Below are 24728 nucleotides of genomic sequence, written 5' to 3' on the forward strand. Positions count from 1 at the left end.
GGGCTATTTATCATTAATGGCCAGATTGGCCTTTAGGTTTACGGACTTGTACTTCTACTGCGGTTTTCTGCTTACGTGGCATGCTGGCGTTGCCCTCGGCTTTAAAGCGGGCTGGCTCGGCGAGCGGGCCTTGATATTCATAAGCCACCGTGCCTGCAGGATGCTTGTACCAGCCAGGGTTTTTGTAATCGCCCGCTTTTTGATCACGCCTGACTTTCAGCATGCTAAACATGCCGCCCATTTCAACCGAGCCAAAAGGTCCTTCGCCGGTCATCATGGGCACGGTGTTGTCAGGTATCGGCATTTCCATTTCGGTCATATCGGCCATGCCGCGCTCGCCCATCACCATATAGTCGGGAATCAGCTCGGTGATTTTCTTGGCGAGTCCTCGGTGCTCTACGCCGATCATGGTCGGCAAATCGTGGCCCATGGCGTTCATGGTGTGATGGCTCTTATGGCAATGAAAGGCCCAATCGCCTTCTTCATCAGCCAAAAACTCGATCTGCCGCATTTGCCCTACCGCCACATCGGTGGTGACTTCCGGCCAGCGCGTGCTTTTGGGCGTGGGGCCGCCATCGGTACCGGTCACCATAAACTCGTGCCCATGCAGATGAATGGGGTGATTAGTCATGGTTAAGTTGCCGATACGGATGCGTACCTTGTCGTTTAAGCGCACATTTAAAGAATCAATGCCTGGGAAAATGCGGCTATTCCAAGACCACAAATTAAAATCATTCATGGTCATGATTTTTGGCGTGTAGCTGCCGGGGTCGATATCGTAGGCATTCAGCAAAAACACGAAATCCCGATCGACTTCTGCAATGAGTGGATGCTTGGTTTTAGGGTGGGTAATCCAAAAGCCCATCATGCCCATCGCCATTTGCGTCATTTCGTCGGCATGGGGGTGATACATAAATGTGCCAGGCCTTCGTGCCACAAATTCATAAACAAAGGTTTTTCCAGGCTGAATCGCTTTCTGATTCAAGCCCGAAACGCCATCCATGCCATTAGGCAGGCGTTGGCCGTGCCAGTGCACGCTGGTGTGCTCGGGGAGCTTATTGGTTACAAAAATACGCACCCGATCACCCTCAACCACTTCAATAGTTGGGCCGGGCGATTGGCCGTTGTATCCCCATAGATGCGCCTTAAAACCGGGGGCCATTTCCCTAACGACCGGCTCGGCAACTAGGTGAAACTCTTTCACGCCCTGATTCATACGCCAAGGCAGGGTCCAGCCATTTAAAGTAACTACCGGGTTATAAGGGCGGCCGTTTTCTGGAACTAAGGGCGGCATGGTGTCCGGCAAAGTTTGGCTAACCGGCTCCGGCAAGGCCGCCATCGCCACTTTACTCACACTGGCGGCAATCACTGCACCGGCCATACCGGCCGTTCTTAAAAAATCTCGTCTTGAATTCATCACTGCTGCCTTTTTAATGAATGAGCTTAATGCCCTGCATCTGCACTGGCACTTCCCGCTGTCACTGAGCTGATCATTGATGCACTGGGCTTGCCCATCAGTTCAGCTTGTAAAGCCGCATCACTAAGCCAGAACTGCTGCTCTGCCGTGATGGCTGAAATAACACTGCTAATTTGCTCACGAGAATCTGCTAATAACTCAAAGACACTGATCAGCATGCCGTTGTAACGCAGGGTATTTTCTTCTGCGATGACTTTTCGTAAAGGCAGCACTTCATCCCGGTAGTGACGGCTCATATCGTAGGCCGTTCGATAGGCGGAATAACTGCTGCGTAAATTTGAACCCGCTGCCCGCACAGTGGCTTCCAAGCGATTGGCCGCCACTAATGTTTGGGCATTCATGGCATCGCGTTGGCCACCGCCCCAGTCAAATAGCGGTAAACGCAGCGCAATTTCATATCCCTTGCGATTCTTTTTTGTCCCTTCTGCATTATCAAAGACAGTGTCATGGCGTACGCCTAACTCGATATCAATTAAGCTGGTCAGTCCATTCAGCCCCTGCGCCTTTGCTGAAGCATCAAATGTGGCCTTGGCTAGTTTGATATCTAGCCGTTCTTTACTGGCCAGCTGACTAATTTCTTCTGCACTACGAGGGCTCTTAGGGAGGTCGGGTAATTTATTGGGCAATTGGAGTTGAGCCGCTTGGGCATCATTTAAACCAAGCACCCGAACTAACTCTTCACGGCTAGCAAGGGCTGAATGTTGTGCAGCAGCCCATTGCGTAGCAGACTCAGCATAAAAAATTTGCTGTTTTGCATGGGCTAAACGACTGTAATTACCTACTGCTAATAATCGCCGGGCGAGTTCGGCACTGGCTTCTGCTGTATCAAAAACTTGCTTGGCATATGCCAAGCTCTGCTGCGCTGCAACCGCCTTTACCCACACTTGACGTATCTGAGTCACTTGCTCAATCGTATCTAAGCTCAGTTGCAGCTGAGCCTGCCCGATACGACGCTGCGCTATATCGTAGCGCTGTGGCAAGGTGAGCAAATCCAGTAAGCCAAAAGACAATAAACGGCCCAGTTCAAGCTCGCTGCCTAGGGTGACTCGCTCAAAAGTGAATAGCGGATTAGTGATACGTCCAGATTGCGCGGCGCTTGCAGCATCGGCCCAGTTTTGCGCCAACATCGCTTGTACGTTGGGGCTATTGAGCAAGGCCAAATGAACAGCACTATTTTGGTCTAATGGCTTTTGCAATAAATCCGTCGCCGCTTTGTCCATTTCAGTGCGCTGTGCTGTCGTCGTCGCCAGCGCCAGCTTGCCTTGGGTAAAAGAGACGGCCGTTTGATTACTTTGTGCGAGCGAGCGATCAAAATCGACACTGGCACACGCTGTTAATCCCAGAACAGACAGGCTAAGGACGATAAGCCTCATTCTCGACCCCCGAAATAGTTCACTCATGAGCAGCTCCATGACTTGCCTCGGGTTGAGCCTGAGGCGCAGAAGCTTGCCTTGCCTCTTTGGCATACATGCGCCAACCACCTATTTTGGCGACCATATCATTTGATTCACGCCAGGGAATAAGCACCTGTTCTCGATATGGCTGATATTGAGTAAGCACCGAGTGATACTCCAAGCGAGTGAGAGGGGCTGGGGGGCTGGTTTCATCCGATTGGGCCGCTGCAGTCGTCAAAAGCACACTAATAAAAAACAGGGATATGCATGGTTTCATGGCTGCCTCGACCCAATGGTTGGTTAAACTGACTAAGCCAGAAGTATAGGCACGCCATACCCATTGCAAAGATGACCCAAACATTACAAATTTGTCATTTTAAAAAATAAATAGAATTAGCTTACTTCAGTGATCCACCCATATTTCCTTGTGAAGTTAAAAATTATATTTTATGTAAGTTTTTTAAATGATGACAAAAATGTAACGTGCCAGTCAGCTTTTTGACCATTTCTATCAAGCAAAATAGCAGAGAGCGAACAGGGCAGAGTTGCTGCTTTTGTTAGTGCTCACAGTACTAGCAAAGGAATTGATTATGAAACGGAAACCAATATTTATGCTTACTATCCTTGTCTGCGCTCTTAGTTCTGGCATTGTTCAAGCGGAAGATCATCGGTACAAGCACTCCCATTCAGGAAGCCAACAGGCACGTAATAATAGTGATGTTAGTTTTGGCAACCCTGCGGATATCACATATACCGATAAGCGGATTCGGATAGAGCTCCGTGCTGATGGCTCTTTAGATAATAAAAATTACAATGTATTTGCACACGACAGCGTCAGATTTGAGCTTGTAAATGGCTTACAAGACACCGTCGCTTTTGTTGTTGGGGATGAAGCTAGTATTTATGAGTTCTCACGCCTATATGCAGCTAACTCGGAAGTTGCTATAAATGACTTCCATGCTGTGCAAGTTTATCCAGGCAAAAATCAGTTTTTTGGCTGGAAGTTTAGTACCTATGCGATAAGTAAGGTTCATGTTGCCTATGTACAGCGTGATGGGGCAATCGTAGGGGGAATGGTTGATATTCGTATAGAGCCTGAACTTAATAAATAGCCAGCTTGGCCTTACTTGAGGGTGCTCAGTGCTCGAGGGTGCTCAGTTTTTAAAAGTAATATAATCACATGCAAATATAAAAAAACAACGCGTAGTCAACTATTTGGTTGACTACGCTCGTCAAATGCTAAGTTAAAAAATGTCATGACTTAAAGGAAAAAACACATAAATATTTTACAAATCAAGCTTTACGGAAAACCTCTTTGGCTTACTCTTCATATTTTTGAACTACTAAAAATTTACGCTTAATTAAAATTAGGCCAATATTTGAAATATTATTTAAGCAATAAATGGAAAATAAACGTGCGCATTCTGATTGTCGAAGATGAAAGCAAAACGGCCGCGTATTTAAAACAGGGCTTAAGTGAGAGCGGCTATGCCATTGATATCGCCAGCAATGGCATTGATGGCTTACATAAAGCGCTAGAAGAAGAGTTTGATTTAATTGTTTTGGATGTGATGCTGCCTCTACTCGATGGTTGGGGTGTGCTTGATGGCCTGCGGCGCAGCAAGCAAACTCCAGTCCTCATGCTCACTGCACGTAGCCGGATTGATGATCGGGTGCGCGGGCTAGAATCGGGTGCGGATGATTACCTCCCTAAGCCCTTTGCCTTTCCTGAGCTGTTAGCTCGCATTAAAGTACTGCTTAAAAGAAATAATAAAGTGAGCCCCATCGAGACTTTGCAACTGGCAGGGCTAGAGCTAGATCCTGTTAAACATAAAGCCTACCGTAATCAACACCAGATCGACCTGACTGCCCGCGAGTTTGCCCTGCTGCATTTGCTGATGCGCCGCCATGGCGAAGTGCTGACCCGCACGCTGATTGCTTCCAATGTTTGGGACGTTAATTTTGATACCGACACCAATATTGTGGATGTAGCCATTCGCCGTTTAAGAGGCAAAGTAGACGATGGCTTTAGCCCCAAGCTCATTCACACCGTGCGTGGTGTGGGCTATGTTTTTGAAGTAAGGAATGAAGAATGATCGCCGTGCTCAGTGAGCTTTCTCAGGCGAGATATCAAGCATGAAAGTGCCAAAATCTTTAGCTTGGCGGGTAGGCGGCATGGTGGGGATATTCTGTGCCATCTTGGTTTTTTTAATTGCGATTGGAACAGATCACTTATTACGTTTGGCTTTAGATAAACGGGCCAAAACGGAACTGATCGGCAAAATGGAAGTTTTGCAGCAAGTGCTCAATGCCAATACGAGCGCTGATGAATCCAAGCTCTCCGCACAATTAGTCGGCCATCCTTATTTACACTGGGCCCTCGTTTCAGACTCAACCGTTTTAAAAAGTTCGGACCCTTTTGCCAGAGAGCAAGCCCTTGCCCAAGCCCTTGCCCAATTTAAATGGGCCGCCGGTGTATTCACTAGAAAAAACAACCTAGGTGATCCTATCTTACTAGGCATTCAAGCGCACCCTACACAAGCACAATGGTTACTGGTTTTTTTAGAAAGGGAAAGTGATCAAAAACTACTACTTCTATTTCGTCAATCACAGGCTTTAGCGCTACCATTTGCGGTGTTATTTATTGCGCTAGGCTCATGGCTGGTTGCTAAGCGCGCTTTGCAGCCCTTGCAAACCTTTAATGCCTTGGTGAGCTCTGTGACCGCAGCATCATTACATGCCCGATTAGGTATTGAAGCAGTACCAAGCGAATTACAAGAACTAGCAATCAGCTTTAACGGCATGTTGCAGCGCTTAGAGAATAGCGTTGAACGATTATCACAATTCTCTGCCGACCTAGCGCATGAAATGCGTACGCCATTGAGTAATGTATTGGGCGACATTCAGGTCAATCTGAGTAAAACTCGCGAGGTGGCGGATTATCAGCGCGTATTGGCCTCGGCCGAAGAAGAGCTACTACGGCTAAATCGTTTAATTAATGATCTTTTGTTTCTAGCCAATGCGGAGCAAGCCGAACAGGCTTTGAATCTAGAAGAAATAGACTTAAAACCGCTAATTGAAATGTTATTTGATTTTTTTGATGCGCTTGCCGAAAGCAAAAACATTCAACTCATACTGAGCGGCAGCGGGCAGCTCTTGGCCGATAAATCCATGCTGCAACGAGCCCTAAGCAATCTACTCTCAAATGCAATCCGGCACGCTGATCTTGCCAGCATCATTACCGTGGCTATAGAGCAAGATCAGCAGGCACTGGATATTGCTATTACAAATCGTGGAGAGATAATTCCTCCTGAACATCATGCACACTTATTTGAGCGTTTCTATCGAGTAGATCCTGCCCGCAGCCGCAACGATGGAGGCTCAGGATTGGGCCTCGCCATTATTTCCTCAATCATGAAACTACATCATGGTGATGTCGAGGTAAGAAGCAGTTCAAATACCACGACGTTTCGACTTCGCTTTAAAGATACACCAAGATAAGAATGGGCAAGGTGCATAAGCTAAATTAGATAAGGCGGCCAAAGCCGCCTTATCTAATTAGCGAACAGGTTTTATTGCACTCACGGTTGTGGGCATGCTTGTTCCTTCGGCTTGCAATTCGAAAGCCACTTGATGACCGATCTCTAATCCTTTTAATAGTGAACGGTGAGCCACTTTGAAACCCATGGTCATCGCGGGCCAGTTGAGTTCTTTAATGGGTTGATGGGCCAAGATAATGATTCCTTCTTTTTCTTTAATCCCTTTAATGATCCCAGAGCCTTTTATTGTTTGTACCACCAATTTGGGCATTGTACTGTGATCCATATTTTCCATTGATGTTGCATTACTAGGAGAAGCAAGCATCAAACTGATGAGCAGCAAAATAGTAATGGAAAGTGATTTTTGCATGAAAAAATCCTTTTTACAGTGAAGTTGTACTTAAAAGGCTGGAGCCACGGCGGCGACGCATTAAGTAATACGCCGCAGGAATCACAAACATGGAGAGCAGCGGTGCAGTGATCATGCCGCCAACCATGGGGGCGGCGATTCGGCTCATAACTTCTGAGCCTGCACCGCTGCCCCATAGAATCGGCAACAGACCAGCCAAGATGACTGAAACGGTCATGGCTTTGGGGCGCACTCTGAGCACCGCGCCTTCACGAATTGCATCCAAGATTACGGCCAGCTCTAGTGGCCCATCGCCTACTTGCCGCTTCTCTAATGCCTGCTTGAGATACAGCAGCATGATCACGCCAAATTCAGCCGATACCCCAGCCAGCGCAATAAAGCCGACTCCGGTGGTGATGGATAGGTGATAGCCCAGCATATACAGAAACCACATACCGCCCACCAGCGCGAAGGGCAGCGTGGCCAAAATCAGTAGCGCTTCATCGATACGCCTAAAGGTGAGGTAAAGCAGCACAAAGATAATCATCAGCGTGGCTGGGATCACTAACTTGAGCTTGGCATTGGCGCGTTCTAAAAACTCAAACTGCCCTGAGTAGGCCACGCTTACGCCGGGACTGAGGGTGACTTGGCTATCAATGGCGGTTTGCAGACGCTGCACCACGCTGACTAGATCGCTATCCCTTACATCAATATAAATCCACGAGGCAAGGCGGCCGTTTTCGCTTTTAAGCATGGGCGGGCCATCGGTGATGCTGATTTTGGCGACCGATCCCAAGGTAATTTGCTGGCCGTTCGCCGTCACAATCGGCAAATTACGCAGCGCCTCGGGGGAATCTCTTAGCTCACGCGGATAGCGCACATTGATCGGGTAGCGGGCCGTACCTTCTACTGTTTCACCGACGTTTTCACCGCCAATCAAGCGGGCGACCACCGATTGCACATCGGCCACATTCAGGCCGTAGCGAGCGGCGGCTGCGCGCTTGATATCCACATCGATATAGCGTCCACCACTGAGCCGCTCGGCCAAGGCCGATGAAACGCCGTTGACAGTTTTGGCGACTTTTTCGATGGCAATTGCGGTGGCATCGATGCTGGCGATGTCGGTGCCTGCCACCTTAATGCCGATGGGGCTTTTAATACCGGTGGCTAACATGTCGATACGGTTGCGAATTGGCGGTACCCATAGATTAGCAAGGCCGGGGATTTGCACTGTGCGATCGAGTTCTTCCACCAGTTTTTTTGGTGTCATGCCGGGCCGCCATTGATCTTGCGGCTTAAAGTGGATGGTGGTTTCAAACATCTCCATAGGCGAGTTATCGGTGGCGGTTTCTGCTCGGCCTGCTTTACCAAAGACGGTGGCGACTTCGGGGATGGTCTTGATGAGGCGATCGCTTTGCTGCAGTAACTCGGCGGCTTTGGCGGCGGAAAGGCCAGGCAAGGCGCTGGGCATATACAGTAAATCGCCCTCATTCATTTGCGGCAGAAACTCGCCGCCTAATTGGCTCGCTGGCCAGAGCGCGGTGATAAACACCAAGACCGCCACGATTAAGGTGGTTTTAGGGCGTTTGAGCACCGCTTCTAGCATCGGGGAATACACCTTGACCAAAAAGCGATTCAAGGGATTACGGTTTTCATCGGGAATAGCGCCGCGTATCCAATAGCCCATCAAAATCGGCACTAGCGTAATGGATATCCCCGCTGCCGCTGCCATGGCGTAGGTTTTGGTAAAGGCGAGCGGGCCAAAGAGTCGGCCTTCTTGCGCTTCTAAAGTAAAAATCGGAATAAAAGACAGGGTGATAATCAACAGGCTAAAAAATAGAGCAGGCCCCACTTCGGCGGCGGCGTGGCCGATGACTTGCCAATGCTCGGCACCCACTAGTTTTTCACCAGGATGAGCATGGGCCCATTCTTCGAGCTTTTTATGCGCGTTTTCTATCATCACCACGGCGGCGTCGACCATGGCCCCGATGGCAATGGCAATGCCGCCTAGCGACATAATATTCGCGTTTACCCCCTGATAATGCATCACGATAAACGCTGCTAATACGCCCAGCGGCAGGGAAATAATCGCCACCAGCGCCGAGCGTAGATGCCATAGAAACACGGCACAGACGAGGGCGACGACGATAAATTCCTCGAGCAGTTTATGGCTGAGATTCTCCACCGCATGGTCGATTAACTGGCTGCGATCATAGGTGGTGACGATCTCTACTCCAGCTGGCAGGCTTTTCTTTAGCTGCTCTAGCTTGGTGTGCACCGCGCTAATTGTAGCGCGGGCGTTTTTGCCTGAGCGTAAAATCACCACGCCACCGGCCACTTCACCTTCGCCATTTAACTCGGCAATGCCACGGCGCATTTCTGGCCCAATCTGGATGCGCGCCACATCCCCTAACTGCACCGCCACGCCATTGGCCGATGTTTTAAGGGGAATGGTTCTAAAATCATCCAGCGTTTTTAAATAGCCGCTGGCACGTACCATATATTCGCTTTCAGCCAGCTCAATCACCGCGCCACCGGTTTCTTGATTGGCTTTTGCCATTGCATCGATGACCGCATCATGGCTGATGGCATAGCTGGCTAACTTCAGTGGATCAAGCACCACCTGATATTGCTTGACCATGCCGCCAATCGACGCCACTTCGGCCACATTGGGCAGGGTTTTAAGCTCGTATTTAAGAAACCAATCTTGCAAACTGCGCAAATCGGCCAAGCTATGCTTGCCGCTTTTATCGACCAGCGCATATTCATAAATCCAGCCCACCCCTGTGGCATCTGGCCCCAAGGCGGGGCGAGCTGCGGCGGGTAATTTAGCTTGCACTTGATTTAAGTATTCTAAAACGCGAGAACGCGCCCAATAGAGGTCGGTGTTGTCATCAAACAAAACGTAGACATAAGAATCACCAAAAAAAGAAAATCCCCTGACGGTTTTAACGCCTGGCACAGACAGCATGGTGGTGGTGAGCGGATACGTGACTTGATCCTCCACAATCCTCGGCGCTTGCCCCGCATAAGGCGTGCGAATAATTACCTGCACATCGGATAAATCCGGCAAGGCGTCAATAGGTGCATTTTTAACCGCCCAAACGCCCCAAGCCACCAGCATAACGGTAGCGAGCAAGACTAAAAAACGGTTACGAATCGACCAGTAAATGACTTTGGCAATCATGGCTGACCTCCCGTGGCAACGACCTTAATGTTTTGCACCACGCTGCCCTGCTCAATAAAGGAGAAATTCACCTGCTGGCCGACGCGAATTCCCTTGGCTAGATTGGGGGTGGCCAAGGGAAAAGGCATTGTCATGGCGGGCCAGTTGAGGGAAGCAATCGCACCGTGCTCTAGCGTAATTTGCTTGCTGTCGATAGCTTTAACGATGCCTTGGCCTTGGTGTGTTGCTTGAACAGGGGCGGTGGTAGCGTGGTCGGAATGGGCTGAGGTGGCGGCAGAAGCCGCAGGGTTCATCCTTGCCAATACCCCACGCAAGCTGGCCTCTGAATCAATCATAAATTGCCCAGACACCACAATCTGCTCACCTTCTTTTAAACCGGAAATAATTTCAGTTTGCCCTTGATGCTCGCGGCCTGTTTTGACGTCACTGGGTGTAAAGCGCCCTTGGCCGTCGCTCATAATCACCACGCTGCGTTTGCCGGTGGCGATAATGCTTTCGCTAGGGACAAGCAATGCCGAGCTGCTATCAGGGTTGTCCAGAGCAATGCGTGCAAACATGCCGGGGCGCAGCAGCCCCTTGGGGTTAGGAACCTCGGCCCGTACTCTTAGGCTACGTGTTTCCTTATTCAGCTCAGGCACGAGAGCGGTGACTTTGCCGCTGATCGGCGCATTGGGCTGGGCCGTAAAAAGGGCGTGAATTGGTGCTCCGATTTTGAGCGTGGCAGCTTGGGCCTCAGGCACTTCGGCCTCGATCCACACGCTGGACAATCCATTAATCCGCGCCAGAGGCGCACCAAGGCTCAGTACCATGCCTTGCCGTACGGATAGCTCGGCAATCATGCCGCTGCGGGGCGCGGTGATAGTAATGGTGGCTTGCGGCTGGCCACTTTGTTTTAGGCGGGTAATCTGTGTCGTGCTCATGCCAAGCTGCTGCAGGCGAGAGAGCATAGCACCTGCTAGCTCGGCATCATGGCGTAGTGCTAGATATTCATTTTGTGCTGCCAGCCATTCGGGCACGCGTACCTCGGCAATCGGTGTTCCGGCTTGAATGATATCGCCGCTTGCCAGTGGATATACCCGCTCCACAATGCCATTGCTACGTGCTTGCACAATGGCCACGTCTCGATCGTTAAACACCACGCTACCGGGCACTTCTATTCCCTGCGATATCGTGCCGCGCTGAGCGGTGGCCAACTTAAGACCGGTGTTTTGTGTGAGGCTCGGATTGATCTTAATACTGGCATTTGCCGTGGATGAAGATGAATCAGCGGTATCGGCATAGCGAGGCACCAGCTCCATGTCCATAAAGGGAGATTTACCTGGCTGATCGAAATGCTGTTCTGGCTTCATCGGGTCGTACCAATAAAGGGCTTTGCGGGCTTCGACGGGAGCACTGGCGGTGGCGTGGTTTGGCGTTGGCTTTAGCCACCAACCTGCGGCAGTTCCAATAAAAAGGGCGGCGATGGCTAAGGCGATGGTACTGTTGCGAGTCATGATTAATGGCCTCCAGTCAGGAAGAAGATTTGTGCCTGAATGGCAGCAAGGCGGGAGGTCAGATCAAGTGCGCGTAATTGGGCTACTCTTTTCGTTTTGCGCGCTTCAAGTACTGCATTGCTATTCGCTTTGCCAGATTGCAGGCCTGCTAAGGCCAGCTCAGTTTGCTTTTGAATTAAGGGCAGTGTTTGTTGCTTTAGCCTTTGCAACTGGCTATTGAGTGCATTACCTTGCGCATTTAACTCGGCATATTGCTGACGATAGCCCGCACTACGAGCGGTTTTTTCTGCTTCGGCTCGTTGCAAGTTGGCGGTAGCGGCAGCGATTTTGGGGTCTTGCCGTGAGGCGGTAAAAAACGGCAGGTCAAAAGAAACCTTCACCATCGCTTGGTTTTGCCCCATATCGCTGCGCTGCAGCGCCAGCTCCAAGCCCCAGTCGGGCCGCTTGCCTGCTTCCATCAGAGCCAATTCGGCACGGGCGGCGCTAATTTGCGAGCTGGCCGCGTGCAGATCGGGCTGCTGGCTAAATTGGTCAGATTGATCGTTGGAAGTTGGCTCGCGTTGCCATACAGGGAGTGAGCCACTGATGGGCTCGGCGGCGCGATCTGGCCCAATCCAGCGTGCCAATAGCGCGCGTGCCTGTTGAATCTCACTGTTTAAGTCATCGCGCGCGTCGGCTAATTGCTGGGTTTCTAGCTGTGCGGCTAAGGCACTGTCGACTGTGCCCCCCCTGCTATAGCTGCGCGACTGAGGTTTAAGCTGTTTTGATTTTCGATGACTTGCGCATCAAGAATCTGATCTTTTTCTTGCGTGTAATAGAGGCTTAGCCAAGCGAGTGTGGTGGCGCGTTGTACATTAAGCTGTGCAAAGCGATACTGGGCGCTACTGGCTTGCCACGCTGCCGTGGCGATTTGGCGCTCCGCTGCCCGCTTGCCCGCATTAGGAAACTCCTGCATCAGGCCAATGCTGCGCATTGATTTGCCAATACGGTATTGGTCTTCTCCCTCTAGCGGAAGGTTATCAATGGCAAAAGAGAGCTTAGGGTCAGGTAAAGCACCAGCAGATAGCGTTAAAGATTGAGCTGCAGCAGCGCCTGATCGACTGACAATGAGATCAGGGGCGTAATTTTGAGCCGCAACGAGGGCCTCATCTAAGGTCAGTGCCTGTGCGCTGGCCACGCAGAGTAAGAGCACAATGCTGCGAAGTGCATAAGGAAACATGAGTGTTTCTCCAGATCATACTGAATACGAAACACCAAGACATGAAGGCGAGCGAAGACACGCCGCAGTCCTAGTGATGTTCAAATGGATCAGAGAAATAGGCTAGTTGCGAAAGACTTGATATTGGATACGTAAGGGCGGGGAGGATGCGAGCAGTGTAGGTGGCGCTGTTAATTGCTGATTAGCCATCGGCAAATAGCTATCGAATAAAGGCGCAAGATAAAACAGGGTAAATAGCTGTGGGGCAGGCAGATCAGGTGTTTTATGTGCTTCTGATTGCGAATCTTTTTGGCAGTGTGCTTTACACACTAAAGGCTGTTGATTGGCCTTCATTTCGACACAATCACTCATGTCGGCCATTTGCATCATAACAGGCGTAGTAGGCAAGCTTGCTAGAGCATCCGCGCAGGCATAAGCAGCTACAACGAACTGGCTGAATGTCAGCAAGATCATCATAAACAGGACTGCGAGCGGATGAGCTAAAAAGCGATGTTTCATGAGCCTAGCTATTAGTGGGTGCAGTGTGAGCTTACAGTAGTGTGGCACAAACTTTTTGATAATGCTTAAGATTGGACGTTGTTATCGCTTAAAGCGGCATACCAACAACTCCTTTAAAGGTGCGGCTTGGGAGCAAGTCATGTCGCAAACAATATTCCCTGTTTATTATGCTTTCATAAAATATTTATTTTTTTAATTACTTCTACTCAGTTCTTAGGGCTAGTCTTTTGCAGGTCAATGTCCCAGCGATTGGCTTCTTTGACCTTTATTTTTCTTTTTCAGTAATGACCATCTCACGAATAGACACAAGCAAAGCTAATTTCTGTTCTTCATTTAGTACTTCAGCAGCCTGAAGAATAGAGGCCGTCAATTCATTCTCACAGTAAAAATAAGCAACTGGCACATCAAGCACGTTCGCAATACGTTTAAGCGTATCGAAGTCGGGTGTGTGCTCCCCACGTTCGTATTGGTTCATGCGTGCGCTAGCATTATTGGGATTGCGCATGCCACCCCATCCAAGCGTGCAGTATCAGAGCACGACGCGCTCGATATACTGAAGCATGATCCTTCATGCATCGCAAGCTTGATATCGCAAAAAGAGTCGCACGTAGGTCATTAAAACAAGCTGCAGCTTTGATGACGCACCGTTTTACTGATCTAATTGAAGTGTTTCAATACTCAGGTAGATAGGCGAGAGCCTATCTATCGCGGTTATACTTATGATTGATTTTATTTACAAAGGTTGAAATAGTGCGGGGTCGACGATTTAAAACACAAGCGGATATAGACCGTTATATTAGCCAAGGATACGGTCAGGGAGAAGGGCCTCAATACCTGCCTTGGCTCCGAGTACAAGATGTTCCCTCAAAAGGGAGATCACGCAAAGTACAGGGAACAAAGGTAGATCGTCTTCACCATCTACTTTCCGATGTAGAGTTTGCCTGCTTTCTTACCTTAGAGTTCTCCGAACAAGTCATCGACATCAGGGAGCAATTTCCGCTATTTCCCACAGAGCAAGCGATTGACATCGCCAATCAACTCGGAATCCGCTACCCGCTCTACCGTGGCACACAACTGCATTTTGTCATGACCACAGATTTCTTGATCACGTTACAAGCTACCGACGGCACACGCTATCTTGCCGCGCGTTCGGTCAAAACCGAGGGCGATCTATTACCCTCCAGTGAATTAAAACGCACAATCGAAAAATTAGAACTAGAGAAAGCGCTGTTGCAAGTGCAAGGTGTGCATGACTGGAAACTCGTCACGGAAAAGACCATGGGGGCCACACTTATAGAGAATCTGATCTGGTTACGCAAAGGAAAAACTCTGGAGCGCCACCTTCTCAAACCGGACACGCACTCACAATTCATACATGCGTTAGAATTCTATGCCAATAAAGAGCGCACATTGGCGTCGGTCATCCGTGCTTCTGCAACATCAACCCATATCCCTTACACCGACGGCATCCTCCTTTTTAAGTATTTGGTGTTGAATAAGAATATCTGCTTTGACATCACTAAACAAGAATTGAAGCTGACCGGGTTTTGTCCATTGTTGACAGCAAGTAATATGCCCGTATCCAAGGTATTAAAGGCCGCATAATATGACCAAATTCATCAATGTGAACAGCGCCTTTGAATCTATCACTCAAGAACCACAGTTCCTGCATCCCGCCAGAATTCTGTGGATCGATAAAGAAAACGATTCAGCGGTTTTAATCACCATCGAAGATCCGCCCAAACAGCCTTGGTCAATATCATTAACGGAATTGGATTCACTGTTACAGGAAAAGAAAATACGCCACACAGTCATCAAAGTGCCGGCCTTTATGCTTGCACTGGAGGATGAGATCGACACAAAAGCCAAGCACATTCGAGAAACTAGTTGGGAGAGAATACAACCGCTATTAGAAACAAAATACCTCGGTGAAATTTTCGTCCCTCAGGCAATGGGCACCATGATCGCGGCGCATGCTAAAGCCATTAATTTGCCACGTAAAACCTTATATCGCCTACTGTATCGCTATTGGCTGTTTGGTGGAACCAAGAATGCTCTGTTACCGAACTATGTCCGCTCAGGTGGTGCGGGTAAGGCGAAGACCTTTGCTAAAGGAAAAATTAATGGTCGCCCACCCAAATACTTGGGGTTAGTGACGGAAACCAAGGCAAAAATACTCACCGAAGAGGACAAAGCTGCAATCAAGATTGGCTATGCCCTATACAAAAACAATGTGGTGGAATGTGTAACAGATGCCTACAACAGAACCTTAAATAAATTTTACCGCGCAGAGCATTCCGTCCCTGGGTACTCCGACGATGACTTCAACTTAAAACCAGCACACGAATTACCCAAACTGACCCAATTTCAATATTGGGGCAAGAAGGCCTTCGATGCCATTACTGTCCTTCGTAGCCGGAAAGGAGAGCGTAAGTGGGAAAAAGACCATCGCGCCTTAATCGGCAGGGCCAATCAAGGACTGTTTGGACCGTGCCATCGATTTGAAATCGACGCAACGATTGCCGACGTCTACCTAGTCAGCCGCTTCAATCGCAACTGGATCATTGGTCGGCCAGTGGTATATGTTGTAGTCGACGTATTTTCGCGAATGATCGTCGGCATCTATATCGGACTGGAGGGGCCAAGCTGGAACGGCGCACGACAGGCATTGTGGAATGCATTTAGCAATAAGGTCGACTTTTGCCGCCAGTTTGACATTCAGATCAACCCCAGTGATTGGCCATGTCATCATTTACCACAAGAAATCTGCGCTGATCGAGGTGAGATGCTAGGGATTGCGGCGGAGAATCTGGCCACAGGCTTGGGAATCGACCTAGCCATCGCGCCACCATATCGCCCAGACTGGAAAGCAATTGTAGAAAGCCGGTTTCGGGTACTCAACCGACTGACGCAGATTCAATGGGCGCCAGGCGGTGTTGCACAACGCATCAAGGAACGTGGCGAACGGGATTACCGCCTCGACGCGACACTTGATTTGCACGAATTCACCAAGATCATGGTTGCCAGTGTGTTGCACTACAACCGGCATAGTCGACAACCTGACTGGCTGAACAAAGACATGATCGCCCAAGAAATTGACTCTACGCCAATCAGCCTCTGGAACTGGGGTATAGAACATGGATTTGGTGCACCCAATATCCATTCTCCCGAGTTGGTCTACCTGCACCTGCTCCCGAAAGCAAAAGCTAGCGTGCAAGCCGGCGGCATCTACTTTGAAGGCATGTTTTACACGTCTGCATCCGACGGAGATGGAATGAAGTTCGCCCGTGCACGCGCCAAGGGCCGCGAACCCATTGATGTCTGGTATGACTCAACTAAACCTGAGCACATATGGATACGCAACGAGGACAAGTCGTTCACCACCTATCATCTGCGTGCGTCCGAAATCAGATACCGAGGACACCGGCTAGAAGAAATCATGGATATGCTGGAGATCATCAAGCAATCATCACCTGACGACCAATATACTGAACTAGTCAGCAAGGTACAGCTAGATGACCAAGTGCAAAGCATTATCAATCAAGCTACCGCAGAAAAGAAACTAAGCCAGGAAGATATCTCCTCAGCACAGCAGGTTGCCGGTATTCGAGCCAATCGTACCATTGAACGCGCGGCCGAACGTGCAGCTCACACCAACCCCGTTGTCACTACACCAACAATCAACACAACGCCTACAGTACAGCCTGTCGCCAACATTTCTGAGACCTACGGTCAACGCGGTGGTGAGGTCATCGACTTACTGAGTCGACTGCGTAAAAAATAGCGATCCACATCATGAACAATACAACACCGATCTATGCCACTTACACCTCATCGCTCGTTCCTGAATATCAGAATAATGCCTTAATCGAAGCACTACCGCCGATTTGGTCTGAGCAAGATGCAGCAACTTTGATTGCGCATTTTCCAACGCGTGAAGAGCATGAGCATTCATTACCTAAAGAAATTCGCCTACATTGCATTAATCGCCTCAGAAATATCGTACAACCATTGCCAATTCACCTCGAGCTAGAAAGTGCTATTTCTTCGTTGATTCGCAGCGGGTATGTGAACCGTAGTCCGATGGATCCTGCTACTTGGCGTCATTTGCATACCTTATCCACCGATCAGCGCGCGCTGACGAGCTTCCACTCCTCCGCCTCCACATTCAGTTTAGTAGGACTAAGCGGTATCGGAAAAACAACGGCGCTTGAATCCATATTGCGGCTTTATCCCCAAACTATTCTCCACAAGAGCTACAAGAGTAAGGAGTTTGTCCATACGCAAATCGTCTGGTTGAAAGTCGAATGCCCATTCGATGGGTCCTTGTCAGGTCTATGCCGAAATTTCTTTAGAGCCGTCGATCAAGCATTAGGAGTGGATAAATACGCCAAGCGATATCAATCTAAAGGCGGCATTCCAGAAATGATTCAACGTATGGAGCAAATCGCCACCACCTACTTTGTAGGTGCGATCTTCATCGACGAACTTCAGCATTTGAACGCAGCTAAAACCGGCGGCAAAGATAATATGCTGAATTTCTTCGTCAATCTGGTCAACGCAATTGGCATTCCCGTCGTCTTCATTGGCACCAATCCCATGGTGGAACTATTTGCTGATGTGTTAAGGAATGCCCGACGTGCGTGTGGCTTAGGCACCTATGACTTCAAACAGCCCAATGAACACGACCCGGCATGGGATCTATTGGTGGAGGCCATCTGGGAATACCAATGGGTCAACTCTATCGCCCCTTTGACGCCTGCCATCAGAGCCACACTGTACGACTTAACTCAGGGAGTAACCGATTTCCTCGCCAAGCTCATGATTCTCGGGCAACGCTATGCGATACAGTCCAATATTGAGACTCTGACAGAAGAGGTTTTTAAGCACGTCGCCAATACTAAAATGAAACTGCTCAAACCATTGGTTGCGGTACTGAGAAGCCGTGACCCGAAAAAAATGCGCCTGTTTGAAGACCTGATGCCAACCGATGATCAGCTCAACGCAATGATGGAAGATGCTGGAGTCTCATCTACAGAAAATCGTTTGTCAGTCATACGTCAAGCAAAAAAAAACAGCGTTCCCATTGTGGGGCCTGATACCACGGCACAAGCTCCGCAAACACTAGTTGCTAAGGTCGCGCTTCCTAGTGCCGCGATCTCCACAACCATCGCACAAGCAGTTGATCCTATTGATATTTTACGCAAGGCTTGCTGGCTGCAAGTCGATCCGCTCGAGTTTTCAGATGCCTATCGTAAAAGCGCTTGAACGAGGAACCAAGCTTTGCTTCTTTCCTACTAGCCTACCTGATGAATCAGTATTTAGCTTAATTGCAAGATACCACCAGCTGTCTGGCAACGCCGATGATCGTGATACGCTTCGTGAGCTGTTTGGGAAACATACCATTGTCGTCACTTCGCACCTTCCAAGTTCAATCGATAACTTAGTCGGGATACTTCCAAGTGGTATGCCTATCGATGCACAAGACATCATCAACAGGCACACCATCTTCCCCTACTATCGGCCGTTTCTAACTGAACGACAAATCTCCTTGGGCGTGGCTGCCATGAAAAGCGATTCCGCCATTGGTCTCAAGACTATGATGGGCCTCGTTGCAAGCCAGGTTGGCGGGGGTAACCCCTATCGCTTTTGCGCACAATGTGCAGAGCAGGATAAACATCTTTATGGTCAACCTTACTGGCACCGCGCCCATCAACTCCCCGCTGTCCACATTTGCCATGAACATGGCACTGCGTTGTACGCGATTGATGCCAGTTGGGTGGATCGACACCGACATAGCCTGTTTCTGCCAACGACACCAGACGTAATCAATTTTGCAACTCAAATTGCAATTGAAAAGAGCTTGTCAACTTGGATGCACAGCTTATCCATCTGCAGCAAGCAAGTATTAGATGCTGAGCTTGGGGCTATATCCCCAACTCAATTGAGAGGCATTTATCGTGACTTAGCCTCAGATTTGAAGCTAACGCATGCTAGCGGCAGATTGCGTGTACCAAAATTCTCTACCTGGATCCTACAAAAAATCGCTGATTTACCAACAACTGGCACATTCCAATTTACCAAAGCAGAGAACTCTGGGAAGCCCGAATGGGCGCTCGGCCTATTGCGCAAAGCACGTAAATCGACGCACCCGCTAAAGCATCTCCTACTGATGCACTGTCTCAATGGGAATTGGGCTACTGTCATGACCAGCTCGCATAAAAACAAAAAGCCATTGCCACAAACAAGTATTCAATCAACATCGTCGCTACCAAAGCCATCTTGTGTACTAAGCGAGCAATTAAGATCCATGCTTGTCGAGGACAAAAAATCACTGCGGCACTGCGCTCAATTGCTGGGTCAGTCGGTGACTACATTACGAGTAGAAGCGACAAGACTGGGGCTCCAAGTTCCCTCACGCCCAAAAACATTGAATCCGCCCAAACTTGCGGAGCTTCGCACAGTACTCGCGTCGACAACACCACTAAATACCTTGGCACAACGCCATGAAACATCTGTGGTGTCGTTGTATCGGATTTTGCGAATGTACCCTGATGTCGCAATTGCTAGAGACAAATTGATCCGTGCACTGGAACAAAAAATTAGAAGAAAAAGATTCTCTCTAGGATGTCAAAAAACGCTTGCCCGTGGGCTTCCTGATTATGCCTGGCTGTACAAACATGACCGACAGTGGTTAAGCGAAACGATCGCGACCACCCCAAAGAAAAAAACAGTTTCTGCTACTCGAATTGACTGGGGAATGAGAGATCGTGAATTTGCAGAAGCAGTGATGAAGCACAGCCGACAACTCTATGCCATTCAGAAACCTGTATGGGTGACTAAAGCGTCGATAGGCCGGTCGATGCGTAAGCGATCGATATTGGAAAAATACTTATTAAGATTACCACTCACCGCTCAAGCCTTGGCTACAAATATCGAATCAATAGAAGACTTCCAATGTCGGCGTTTGCAGTGGGCCGCCCTGCAAGTAAAACAGCTTCATCCAGCCCCACTACCATGGATGTTGCTCCGCATTGCCGGACTAAAATATGTCGGGACTGGAAAGGTGTCTAAGGTATTGGATAAGCTTATCAATGAAGCCCACGCGGACGTCATTTAAGAAACTAACATCATGTTCCCTCAAATTAGCGCACGGCATAGATTCAAATACAGGTGATGACCACGTTTTTTCTGACATAGCCCCTACCACCAAATTCTCCCAACTTAGATTCCGATGGGCCACGCCACGTCCGAGTTATCCCTGCTTTAGCCAGCAGCGCCTGAGTATTTATCTTGGTACTGCTTATTTTTTTAGCATCCCAGTCAGCAAATCGAAGAATACTCTCGACTGCGGAAAATATAACCACTGATGTCAAAGCAATATTTGAGATAATAATTTTCTCGTCTAGACGATTTAACTCCCCTAGTGCCCACAATATTCGTCTGGCACTAAAACACCAAGCAGTTTCTTTGCACAAATCAATCGTGGCAAATAAGATGGGAAAACGCTCACGGTTTGCTTTTGTAGATTTTATATTCTTTGTTACACCTGCGAGAATTTTTGCCATTCCAATACGCTGTGGCTTTCCCTCCTCCTCAAATAATTTGCGCGAATAGTCCTCAGCCAGCAAAGCATATTCACGGTCTAATACATCATCAGATTTAGATTTGGCACCTACAGCGAAATCATCCGTCTTTGCATCGCCGCCTAGTACCGTATTGTTCAGCCACTCTTTGTCATTGTCATACAGCCAAGCAACTGTACGAAATTGCTTCTTCCATAGTTGCTCCATTGATAGGGATGGCACCTTCTTCAGCGCCGATGCAATTTTTCTTCTAAATTCGTCACGTATTGAGTTCTGAGAAGAATCCGATTTTTTCCCCTTTTTACGCGCAATAGCATCATCCTCATTCGCCAACACTTGCAAATGATTATGGAAATTGTGCGCAGTCCCAAACAAATACATCCCCAAAATAATATGACGAGTAATCGGCATATCTAACGCCGATTCAATATAGCTTAAACGTAACCACCAACTCGCACGCTTCATCGAAAATGCGGGATCAACTTTGCTTATAAATTCACAACCGAGTTCGTCAATCATCGACGCCTGAAAATCCTGTAATGCAGGCATTGAGCCGCGAGAGTAACCTCGCTGCCTAATTTTCTCTCGATAGGCATTCATCAATATTTCAGGATGATACGGAGGTATATTTTCAGCTAACAATTCCCGGGCAAAGAGCCCATAAGCGATTTCAAATGGATTGGCCACTTCATCTTGCTTCTTTTTTTCCAAATGAATCGAACATACGGGACAGGCCCCCCAAGGAACAGACAATAGCTTTTGGGGGCGTAGAAAAGGAAAACGGCAATTTTGGCAGCTACTGATAAGTAGCTCCTTGTGCTTCCAGCAAACGGTCACGCCTGGCATTTGATGAGACCTGTGCCAATAGCCAACACCATGTATCTGCTCATCGTCGACAACACAGCTAATGCACAACTTTGCATTGCCCACCATCCCAACAACGTGCCTCGGGAAGTGCGTAATCTTTGCGTTCACATCAGTCTCGCCGGCAGAGGGCAGCGGTGCATTGGGTCGCCCCAGAAATGGCCGGAATGCGGGGAGCAGAGTGTTATCTTGTAGAATTTTAGCTAGATTAGCATCGGCGTCACCAGGCAAGCGGGCAGCTAACACCTCTATGTAGGCAGGAACGACGCTCCCTAAGTTTAATCTAACCCGAGAGCAAAGCTCGCCGAACGTTGATTGTTCAGTCCTATTGCCCGAGATAAGATGGTATCGAGAGACGCGTGATATTAAAGATTCATCAGGTAGAGAAGGAGGGAAAAATAGAAGCTTGTCTTGCATTATCGAACGTCGCCCATGCCGGTGCTAATATGGAAAATATTGTGTCAAACTTTTTTATTGCAAGATTTCACCATAGTTTTAGTTTTAGCATACTTGTGTCAAACTATTGCAACTAGACGCATGAGCACGTTTTAACGTATGCCATTGATTTATATAGGCCAGTTGTGTCAAACTTTTTTATGCGTCGACATTTGATTAATTTGATAGATATAAAGAAGAAGGCCGCTAAGCAATTTGCTAGCGGCTTTTTTATATTAAGTAGCACGATAGATTGGGCAGGTTTTATCTGCCAAAACATTTATCTAGATACAAAGTTAGGTGGAAAGCGCTTTACCCCAAGGTTTGACGACAATAATCGACGATTAAATAGAATTTTAATGTAAGAATTTTCACGTATCACTTACCCAATGCCGACACTACACTGTGAAAATAATTTGGCCGAATTGAGGCTGCGCAAATAAATTGGAACCCTTCGCTCAATAGGTTTTGTTTTGCAACATCACGTTATTTTCGCCACGCCCTTATGTTGTTGCCTCTGAACATGGCGTTTTTATGCACCATGAGACGGTGGTTTTTTTGCAGTTTAAGGATGGCTACATCTTGTTAACCGTCTTAATCCGTCAGCAGTCCCTATCCACGAAGAGAGCTAGAAATGAAGGCATATCAAGACATCAACAGCGATTCCGGTGTCTCGGCATATGAGTATGGAGACGATTGGATCAAAGTGCAGTTCAAGCATGGTGGTATTTATGAATACAGAGCATCGAAAATCGGTTCCGCACATATTTCAACAATGAAACGCCTCGCCAATTCCGGAGATGGATTAAATGCGTACATCATTACCAACCCCGACGTTCGAGATGGGTGGTCTTCCAAATCTTGACAGAAAAGACGGCCAACCCAACGTTCGAGGCGACCTAAGCAAATAGCCGCGCAGGCGCCTCAACTACGCGTTGGGCATCAAGGAGTAGTAATGGCAATTGACTGGAATGCCGTAGCAACTATTGCCTCACCGGTGATCGCTCTGTTTGTCGGCGTTTGGGTGGATAGGCTATTCGAGAGCCGCTCAGTACTTATTTCCTACTTCAGCCACGTTTCCGCATTTCGCCACACACCATCTGGTGGGCAACCACTTCAGGTACATACGCATTCTGTGGTCTTGCGCAATGCAGGGCGCAAAAGCGCAACGAATGTTCGATTGCATCATTCTATTTTGCCTGAGTTCAACATCTGGCCAGTTATAGTCCACAACATTGAAACCTTGCCTGATGGTTCGCAAGATATCCTCATCCCCACTCTTGTTCCGGGAGAGGAAATTACTGTTTCTTACTTGTATTTTCCTCCCGTAACTGCTGGTCAGGTAAATGCGGGGGTGAAATGTGACCAAGGTTTTGCTAATCAAATCACAGTGCTTTTACAGCGCCAGTTTCCACGCTGGTTCAACCGCACTGCGATTGCATTGTTTATTGTGGGAGTGGTCACCGTTTGTTACCTCGTCTATGTTGGCTTCACAGTCATAGCCATGTAGGGCAAGTTAGCTTTACCAACCCGCGCTGAACAATGCCACCAACCACAAACCACCCACTCAATTACCACTCAGCTTGCCATGCCTGACACGCGGGTTACGCCTGCGGCTAAGCCGCCCTACGCTGATAAATGTTCTTTTACTGAGTTTTCGTATGTCTTTTTATCGACGATCAAATGTGGCGGGTGGGTCGTATTTTTTTTACAGTAGTAACGGAATGACGACAAAGAATTTTGACTGATGATTGCGTCAGCATGGCACTACGAAAAGCCATTATCAATGGTACGGCGGGACAGGCCATTCCAAATTGATGCATGGGCACTGTTACCCGATCATTTACACACGGTCTGGACTTTACCGGCTGGCGATGCCGATGTTGCAACGCGCTGGCGTTTGATTAAATCTGCGGTGACGCGTGCAATTGGCGCAACATATTTTCGAGCAGGATGGCAAACACAGCGCCGCGCAAACAAGCAATGCAGCACGATTTAGCAGCATCGCTATTGGGAACATCTGCTTCAGGATGAAAAAGATTTTATCCGCGAACGGCAAGGTATTGGTAGCGGGTCAGGCCAGTAGTAAAAAAAGCCTGATTTGCCTACACCGGCTGGAGCCTTAAAATTACTCTTTGGGCGGCTTACTCCATCCTGCAGGGAATAGCACTATGCAAGCCATCGACAAGCGATCTGATTCAAGAAGTCTCTTTGTAGCGGCCGCCCCGGCTAAGGTCTTTGCCGCGATAAGCGATCCTGCCCAGCTTGCCCTTTGGTGGGGGCCGGATGGCTTTAGGAATACGATTCAGCAGTTTGATTTCCAGCCGGGCGGCACATGGCGGCTCACTATGCACGGGCCACAGGGCGAGGCTTACCCAAACGAAAGCCGCTTCACCCGCATCGAGCCAGACGGGCTAGTCGAGATAGAGCACCTGTCTGGCCATCACTTCATTCTGAGAATTGAACTCAGGCCCATTGAGGGTGGTACTCAAATCCATTGGCTGCAAACCTTTGATACTGTTGAGCATTACAAGCCAATCGCCCAATTTATTGCTACGGCCAATGAGCAGAATTTGCAGCGGCTGGCCGCAGCGGTGTTGCGCTCACAAGGTAATGTAAGCTAAGCCCTGCGCGGCTTAAATTGATCGCCCCGTGCTGAGCGGTGATAGCAAGCACAACTCCCACTC

Annotated in this window: 21 protein-coding genes; 11 read left to right on the forward strand and 10 right to left on the reverse strand. The window is 48.7% G+C overall.

Annotated elements, in window-relative coordinates:
* Positions 1–13: 13 nt before the first annotated feature.
* On the reverse strand, positions 14–1417 hold the full coding sequence (locus DYD62_RS15095; protein ID WP_115228127.1) for a multicopper oxidase domain-containing protein: 1404 nt from the start codon (positions 1415–1417) through the stop codon (positions 14–16).
* A gap of 26 nt (positions 1418–1443) precedes the next feature.
* On the reverse strand, positions 1444–2877 hold the full coding sequence (locus DYD62_RS15100; RefSeq protein WP_115228128.1) for a TolC family protein: 1434 nt from the start codon (positions 2875–2877) through the stop codon (positions 1444–1446).
* 584 nt (positions 2878–3461) lie between these two features.
* Here DYD62_RS15100 and DYD62_RS15110 point away from each other — a divergent pair.
* The 3 genes from DYD62_RS15110 to DYD62_RS15120 all read left to right on the forward strand — a co-directional run bounded on the left by DYD62_RS15110 (position 3462) and on the right by DYD62_RS15120 (position 6372).
* Positions 3462–3983, forward strand: a complete 522-nt coding sequence (locus tag DYD62_RS15110) for a hypothetical protein (RefSeq protein WP_115228129.1) — start codon at positions 3462–3464, stop codon at positions 3981–3983.
* Positions 3984–4286: 303 nt separating this feature from the next.
* Complete coding sequence (locus tag DYD62_RS15115) at positions 4287–4967, forward strand: heavy metal response regulator transcription factor (protein ID WP_115228130.1); 681 nt, start codon at positions 4287–4289, stop codon at positions 4965–4967.
* Between the two features lie 40 nt (positions 4968–5007).
* Positions 5008–6372, forward strand: a complete 1365-nt coding sequence (locus tag DYD62_RS15120; protein ID WP_115228131.1) for a heavy metal sensor histidine kinase — start codon at positions 5008–5010, stop codon at positions 6370–6372.
* A 57-nt stretch (positions 6373–6429) separates the two neighbouring features.
* On the opposite strand, the gene DYD62_RS15125 is transcribed toward DYD62_RS15120, so the two are convergent.
* The 7 genes from DYD62_RS15125 to DYD62_RS15155 all read right to left on the reverse strand — a co-directional run bounded on the left by DYD62_RS15125 (position 6430) and on the right by DYD62_RS15155 (position 13661).
* The gene (locus DYD62_RS15125) at positions 6430–6780 is read right to left on the reverse strand and encodes a copper-binding protein (RefSeq protein WP_207916801.1); all 351 of its coding nucleotides are present in this window, start codon (positions 6778–6780) and stop codon (positions 6430–6432) included.
* A 13-nt stretch (positions 6781–6793) separates the two neighbouring features.
* Entirely contained in the window at positions 6794–9946 is a 3153-nt protein-coding gene (locus tag DYD62_RS15130; protein WP_115228132.1) for an efflux RND transporter permease subunit, read from the reverse strand.
* Positions 9943–11439, reverse strand: a complete 1497-nt coding sequence (locus tag DYD62_RS15135; RefSeq protein WP_115228133.1) for an efflux RND transporter periplasmic adaptor subunit — start codon at positions 11437–11439, stop codon at positions 9943–9945. Before DYD62_RS15135 ends, DYD62_RS15130 begins: the two co-directional genes overlap by 4 nt.
* Before the next feature lie 2 nt (positions 11440–11441).
* The gene (locus DYD62_RS15140) at positions 11442–12065 is read right to left on the reverse strand and encodes a TolC family protein (protein WP_172476503.1); all 624 of its coding nucleotides are present in this window, start codon (positions 12063–12065) and stop codon (positions 11442–11444) included.
* A gap of 77 nt (positions 12066–12142) precedes the next feature.
* The gene (locus DYD62_RS15145; RefSeq protein ID WP_115228135.1) at positions 12143–12658 is read right to left on the reverse strand and encodes a TolC family protein; all 516 of its coding nucleotides are present in this window, start codon (positions 12656–12658) and stop codon (positions 12143–12145) included.
* Between the two features lie 102 nt (positions 12659–12760).
* On the reverse strand, positions 12761–13156 hold the full coding sequence (locus DYD62_RS15150) for a hypothetical protein (RefSeq protein ID WP_115228136.1): 396 nt from the start codon (positions 13154–13156) through the stop codon (positions 12761–12763).
* 265 nt (positions 13157–13421) lie between these two features.
* Positions 13422–13661 (reverse strand): helix-turn-helix domain-containing protein, encoded by a 240-nt coding sequence (locus DYD62_RS15155; RefSeq protein ID WP_115228137.1) that lies wholly within the window; start codon positions 13659–13661, stop codon positions 13422–13424.
* A 218-nt stretch (positions 13662–13879) separates the two neighbouring features.
* On the opposite strand from DYD62_RS15155, the gene DYD62_RS15160 reads away from it, so the two are divergent.
* The 4 genes from DYD62_RS15160 to DYD62_RS15175 are packed head-to-tail and all read left to right on the forward strand — an operon-like array spanning position 13880 to position 20276.
* Complete coding sequence (locus DYD62_RS15160) at positions 13880–14761, forward strand: TnsA endonuclease N-terminal domain-containing protein (RefSeq protein WP_115228138.1); 882 nt, start codon at positions 13880–13882, stop codon at positions 14759–14761.
* Position 14762: 1 nt separating this feature from the next.
* Positions 14763–16940, forward strand: coding sequence for a TnsB C-terminal domain-containing protein (locus DYD62_RS15165; RefSeq protein ID WP_115228139.1), 2178 nt, complete (start codon positions 14763–14765; stop codon positions 16938–16940).
* 11 nt (positions 16941–16951) lie between these two features.
* The gene (locus DYD62_RS15170; protein WP_115228140.1) at positions 16952–18424 is read left to right on the forward strand and encodes an ATP-binding protein; all 1473 of its coding nucleotides are present in this window, start codon (positions 16952–16954) and stop codon (positions 18422–18424) included.
* Positions 18402–20276, forward strand: a complete 1875-nt coding sequence (locus tag DYD62_RS15175) for a TnsD family Tn7-like transposition protein (protein ID WP_115228141.1) — start codon at positions 18402–18404, stop codon at positions 20274–20276. The genes DYD62_RS15170 and DYD62_RS15175 overlap by 23 nt, the downstream gene beginning before the upstream one ends.
* Before the next feature lie 43 nt (positions 20277–20319).
* On the opposite strand, the gene DYD62_RS15180 is transcribed toward DYD62_RS15175, so the two are convergent.
* Entirely contained in the window at positions 20320–22023 is a 1704-nt protein-coding gene (locus tag DYD62_RS15180; RefSeq protein WP_115228142.1) for a TnsD family Tn7-like transposition protein, read from the reverse strand.
* A gap of 652 nt (positions 22024–22675) precedes the next feature.
* On the opposite strand from DYD62_RS15180, the gene DYD62_RS15185 reads away from it, so the two are divergent.
* The 4 genes from DYD62_RS15185 to DYD62_RS15200 all read left to right on the forward strand — a co-directional run bounded on the left by DYD62_RS15185 (position 22676) and on the right by DYD62_RS15200 (position 24665).
* Entirely contained in the window at positions 22676–22906 is a 231-nt protein-coding gene (locus DYD62_RS15185; RefSeq protein ID WP_115228143.1) for a hypothetical protein, read from the forward strand.
* Positions 22907–22996: 90 nt separating this feature from the next.
* Positions 22997–23551: a hypothetical protein gene (locus tag DYD62_RS15190; RefSeq protein WP_115228144.1), complete on the forward strand. Its 555-nt coding sequence runs from the start codon at positions 22997–22999 to the stop codon at positions 23549–23551.
* Positions 23552–23788: 237 nt separating this feature from the next.
* The gene (locus tag DYD62_RS15195; RefSeq protein WP_115228145.1) at positions 23789–24040 is read left to right on the forward strand and encodes a hypothetical protein; all 252 of its coding nucleotides are present in this window, start codon (positions 23789–23791) and stop codon (positions 24038–24040) included.
* A 172-nt stretch (positions 24041–24212) separates the two neighbouring features.
* Positions 24213–24665: an SRPBCC domain-containing protein gene (locus DYD62_RS15200; RefSeq protein WP_115228146.1), complete on the forward strand. Its 453-nt coding sequence runs from the start codon at positions 24213–24215 to the stop codon at positions 24663–24665.
* Positions 24666–24728 lie beyond the last annotated feature (63 nt).

This window comes from Iodobacter fluviatilis, assembly GCF_900451195.1.
Lineage (GTDB): Bacteria > Pseudomonadota > Gammaproteobacteria > Burkholderiales > Chitinibacteraceae > Iodobacter > Iodobacter fluviatilis.

Bases quoted from the DNA above. Each gene is read 5' to 3' on its own strand.
- DYD62_RS15180 (WP_115228142.1), bottom strand. From the start codon at position 22,023: ATGCAAGACAAGCTTCTATTTTTCCCTCCTTCTCTACCTGATGAATCT.
- DYD62_RS15175 (WP_115228141.1), top strand. From the start codon at position 18,402: ATGCCTATCGTAAAAGCGCTTGAACGAGGAACCAAGCTTTGCTTCTTT.
- DYD62_RS15145 (WP_115228135.1), bottom strand. From the start codon at position 12,658: ATGTTTCCTTATGCACTTCGCAGCATTGTGCTCTTACTCTGCGTGGCC.
- DYD62_RS15120 (WP_115228131.1), top strand. From the start codon at position 5,008: ATGAAAGTGCCAAAATCTTTAGCTTGGCGGGTAGGCGGCATGGTGGGG.
- DYD62_RS15195 (WP_115228145.1), top strand. From the start codon at position 23,789: ATGATTGCGTCAGCATGGCACTACGAAAAGCCATTATCAATGGTACGG.
- DYD62_RS15170 (WP_115228140.1), top strand. From the start codon at position 16,952: ATGAACAATACAACACCGATCTATGCCACTTACACCTCATCGCTCGTT.
- DYD62_RS15155 (WP_115228137.1), bottom strand. From the start codon at position 13,661: ATGCGCAATCCCAATAATGCTAGCGCACGCATGAACCAATACGAACGT.
- DYD62_RS15200 (WP_115228146.1), top strand. From the start codon at position 24,213: ATGCAAGCCATCGACAAGCGATCTGATTCAAGAAGTCTCTTTGTAGCG.
- DYD62_RS15135 (WP_115228133.1), bottom strand. From the start codon at position 11,439: ATGACTCGCAACAGTACCATCGCCTTAGCCATCGCCGCCCTTTTTATT.
- DYD62_RS15110 (WP_115228129.1), top strand. From the start codon at position 3,462: ATGAAACGGAAACCAATATTTATGCTTACTATCCTTGTCTGCGCTCTT.
- DYD62_RS15095 (WP_115228127.1), bottom strand. From the start codon at position 1,417: ATGAATTCAAGACGAGATTTTTTAAGAACGGCCGGTATGGCCGGTGCA.
- DYD62_RS15185 (WP_115228143.1), top strand. From the start codon at position 22,676: ATGAAGGCATATCAAGACATCAACAGCGATTCCGGTGTCTCGGCATAT.
- DYD62_RS15130 (WP_115228132.1), bottom strand. From the start codon at position 9,946: ATGATTGCCAAAGTCATTTACTGGTCGATTCGTAACCGTTTTTTAGTC.
- DYD62_RS15125 (WP_207916801.1), bottom strand. From the start codon at position 6,780: ATGCAAAAATCACTTTCCATTACTATTTTGCTGCTCATCAGTTTGATG.
- DYD62_RS15165 (WP_115228139.1), top strand. From the start codon at position 14,763: ATGACCAAATTCATCAATGTGAACAGCGCCTTTGAATCTATCACTCAA.
- DYD62_RS15100 (WP_115228128.1), bottom strand. From the start codon at position 2,877: ATGAGTGAACTATTTCGGGGGTCGAGAATGAGGCTTATCGTCCTTAGC.
- DYD62_RS15150 (WP_115228136.1), bottom strand. From the start codon at position 13,156: ATGAAACATCGCTTTTTAGCTCATCCGCTCGCAGTCCTGTTTATGATG.
- DYD62_RS15190 (WP_115228144.1), top strand. From the start codon at position 22,997: ATGGCAATTGACTGGAATGCCGTAGCAACTATTGCCTCACCGGTGATC.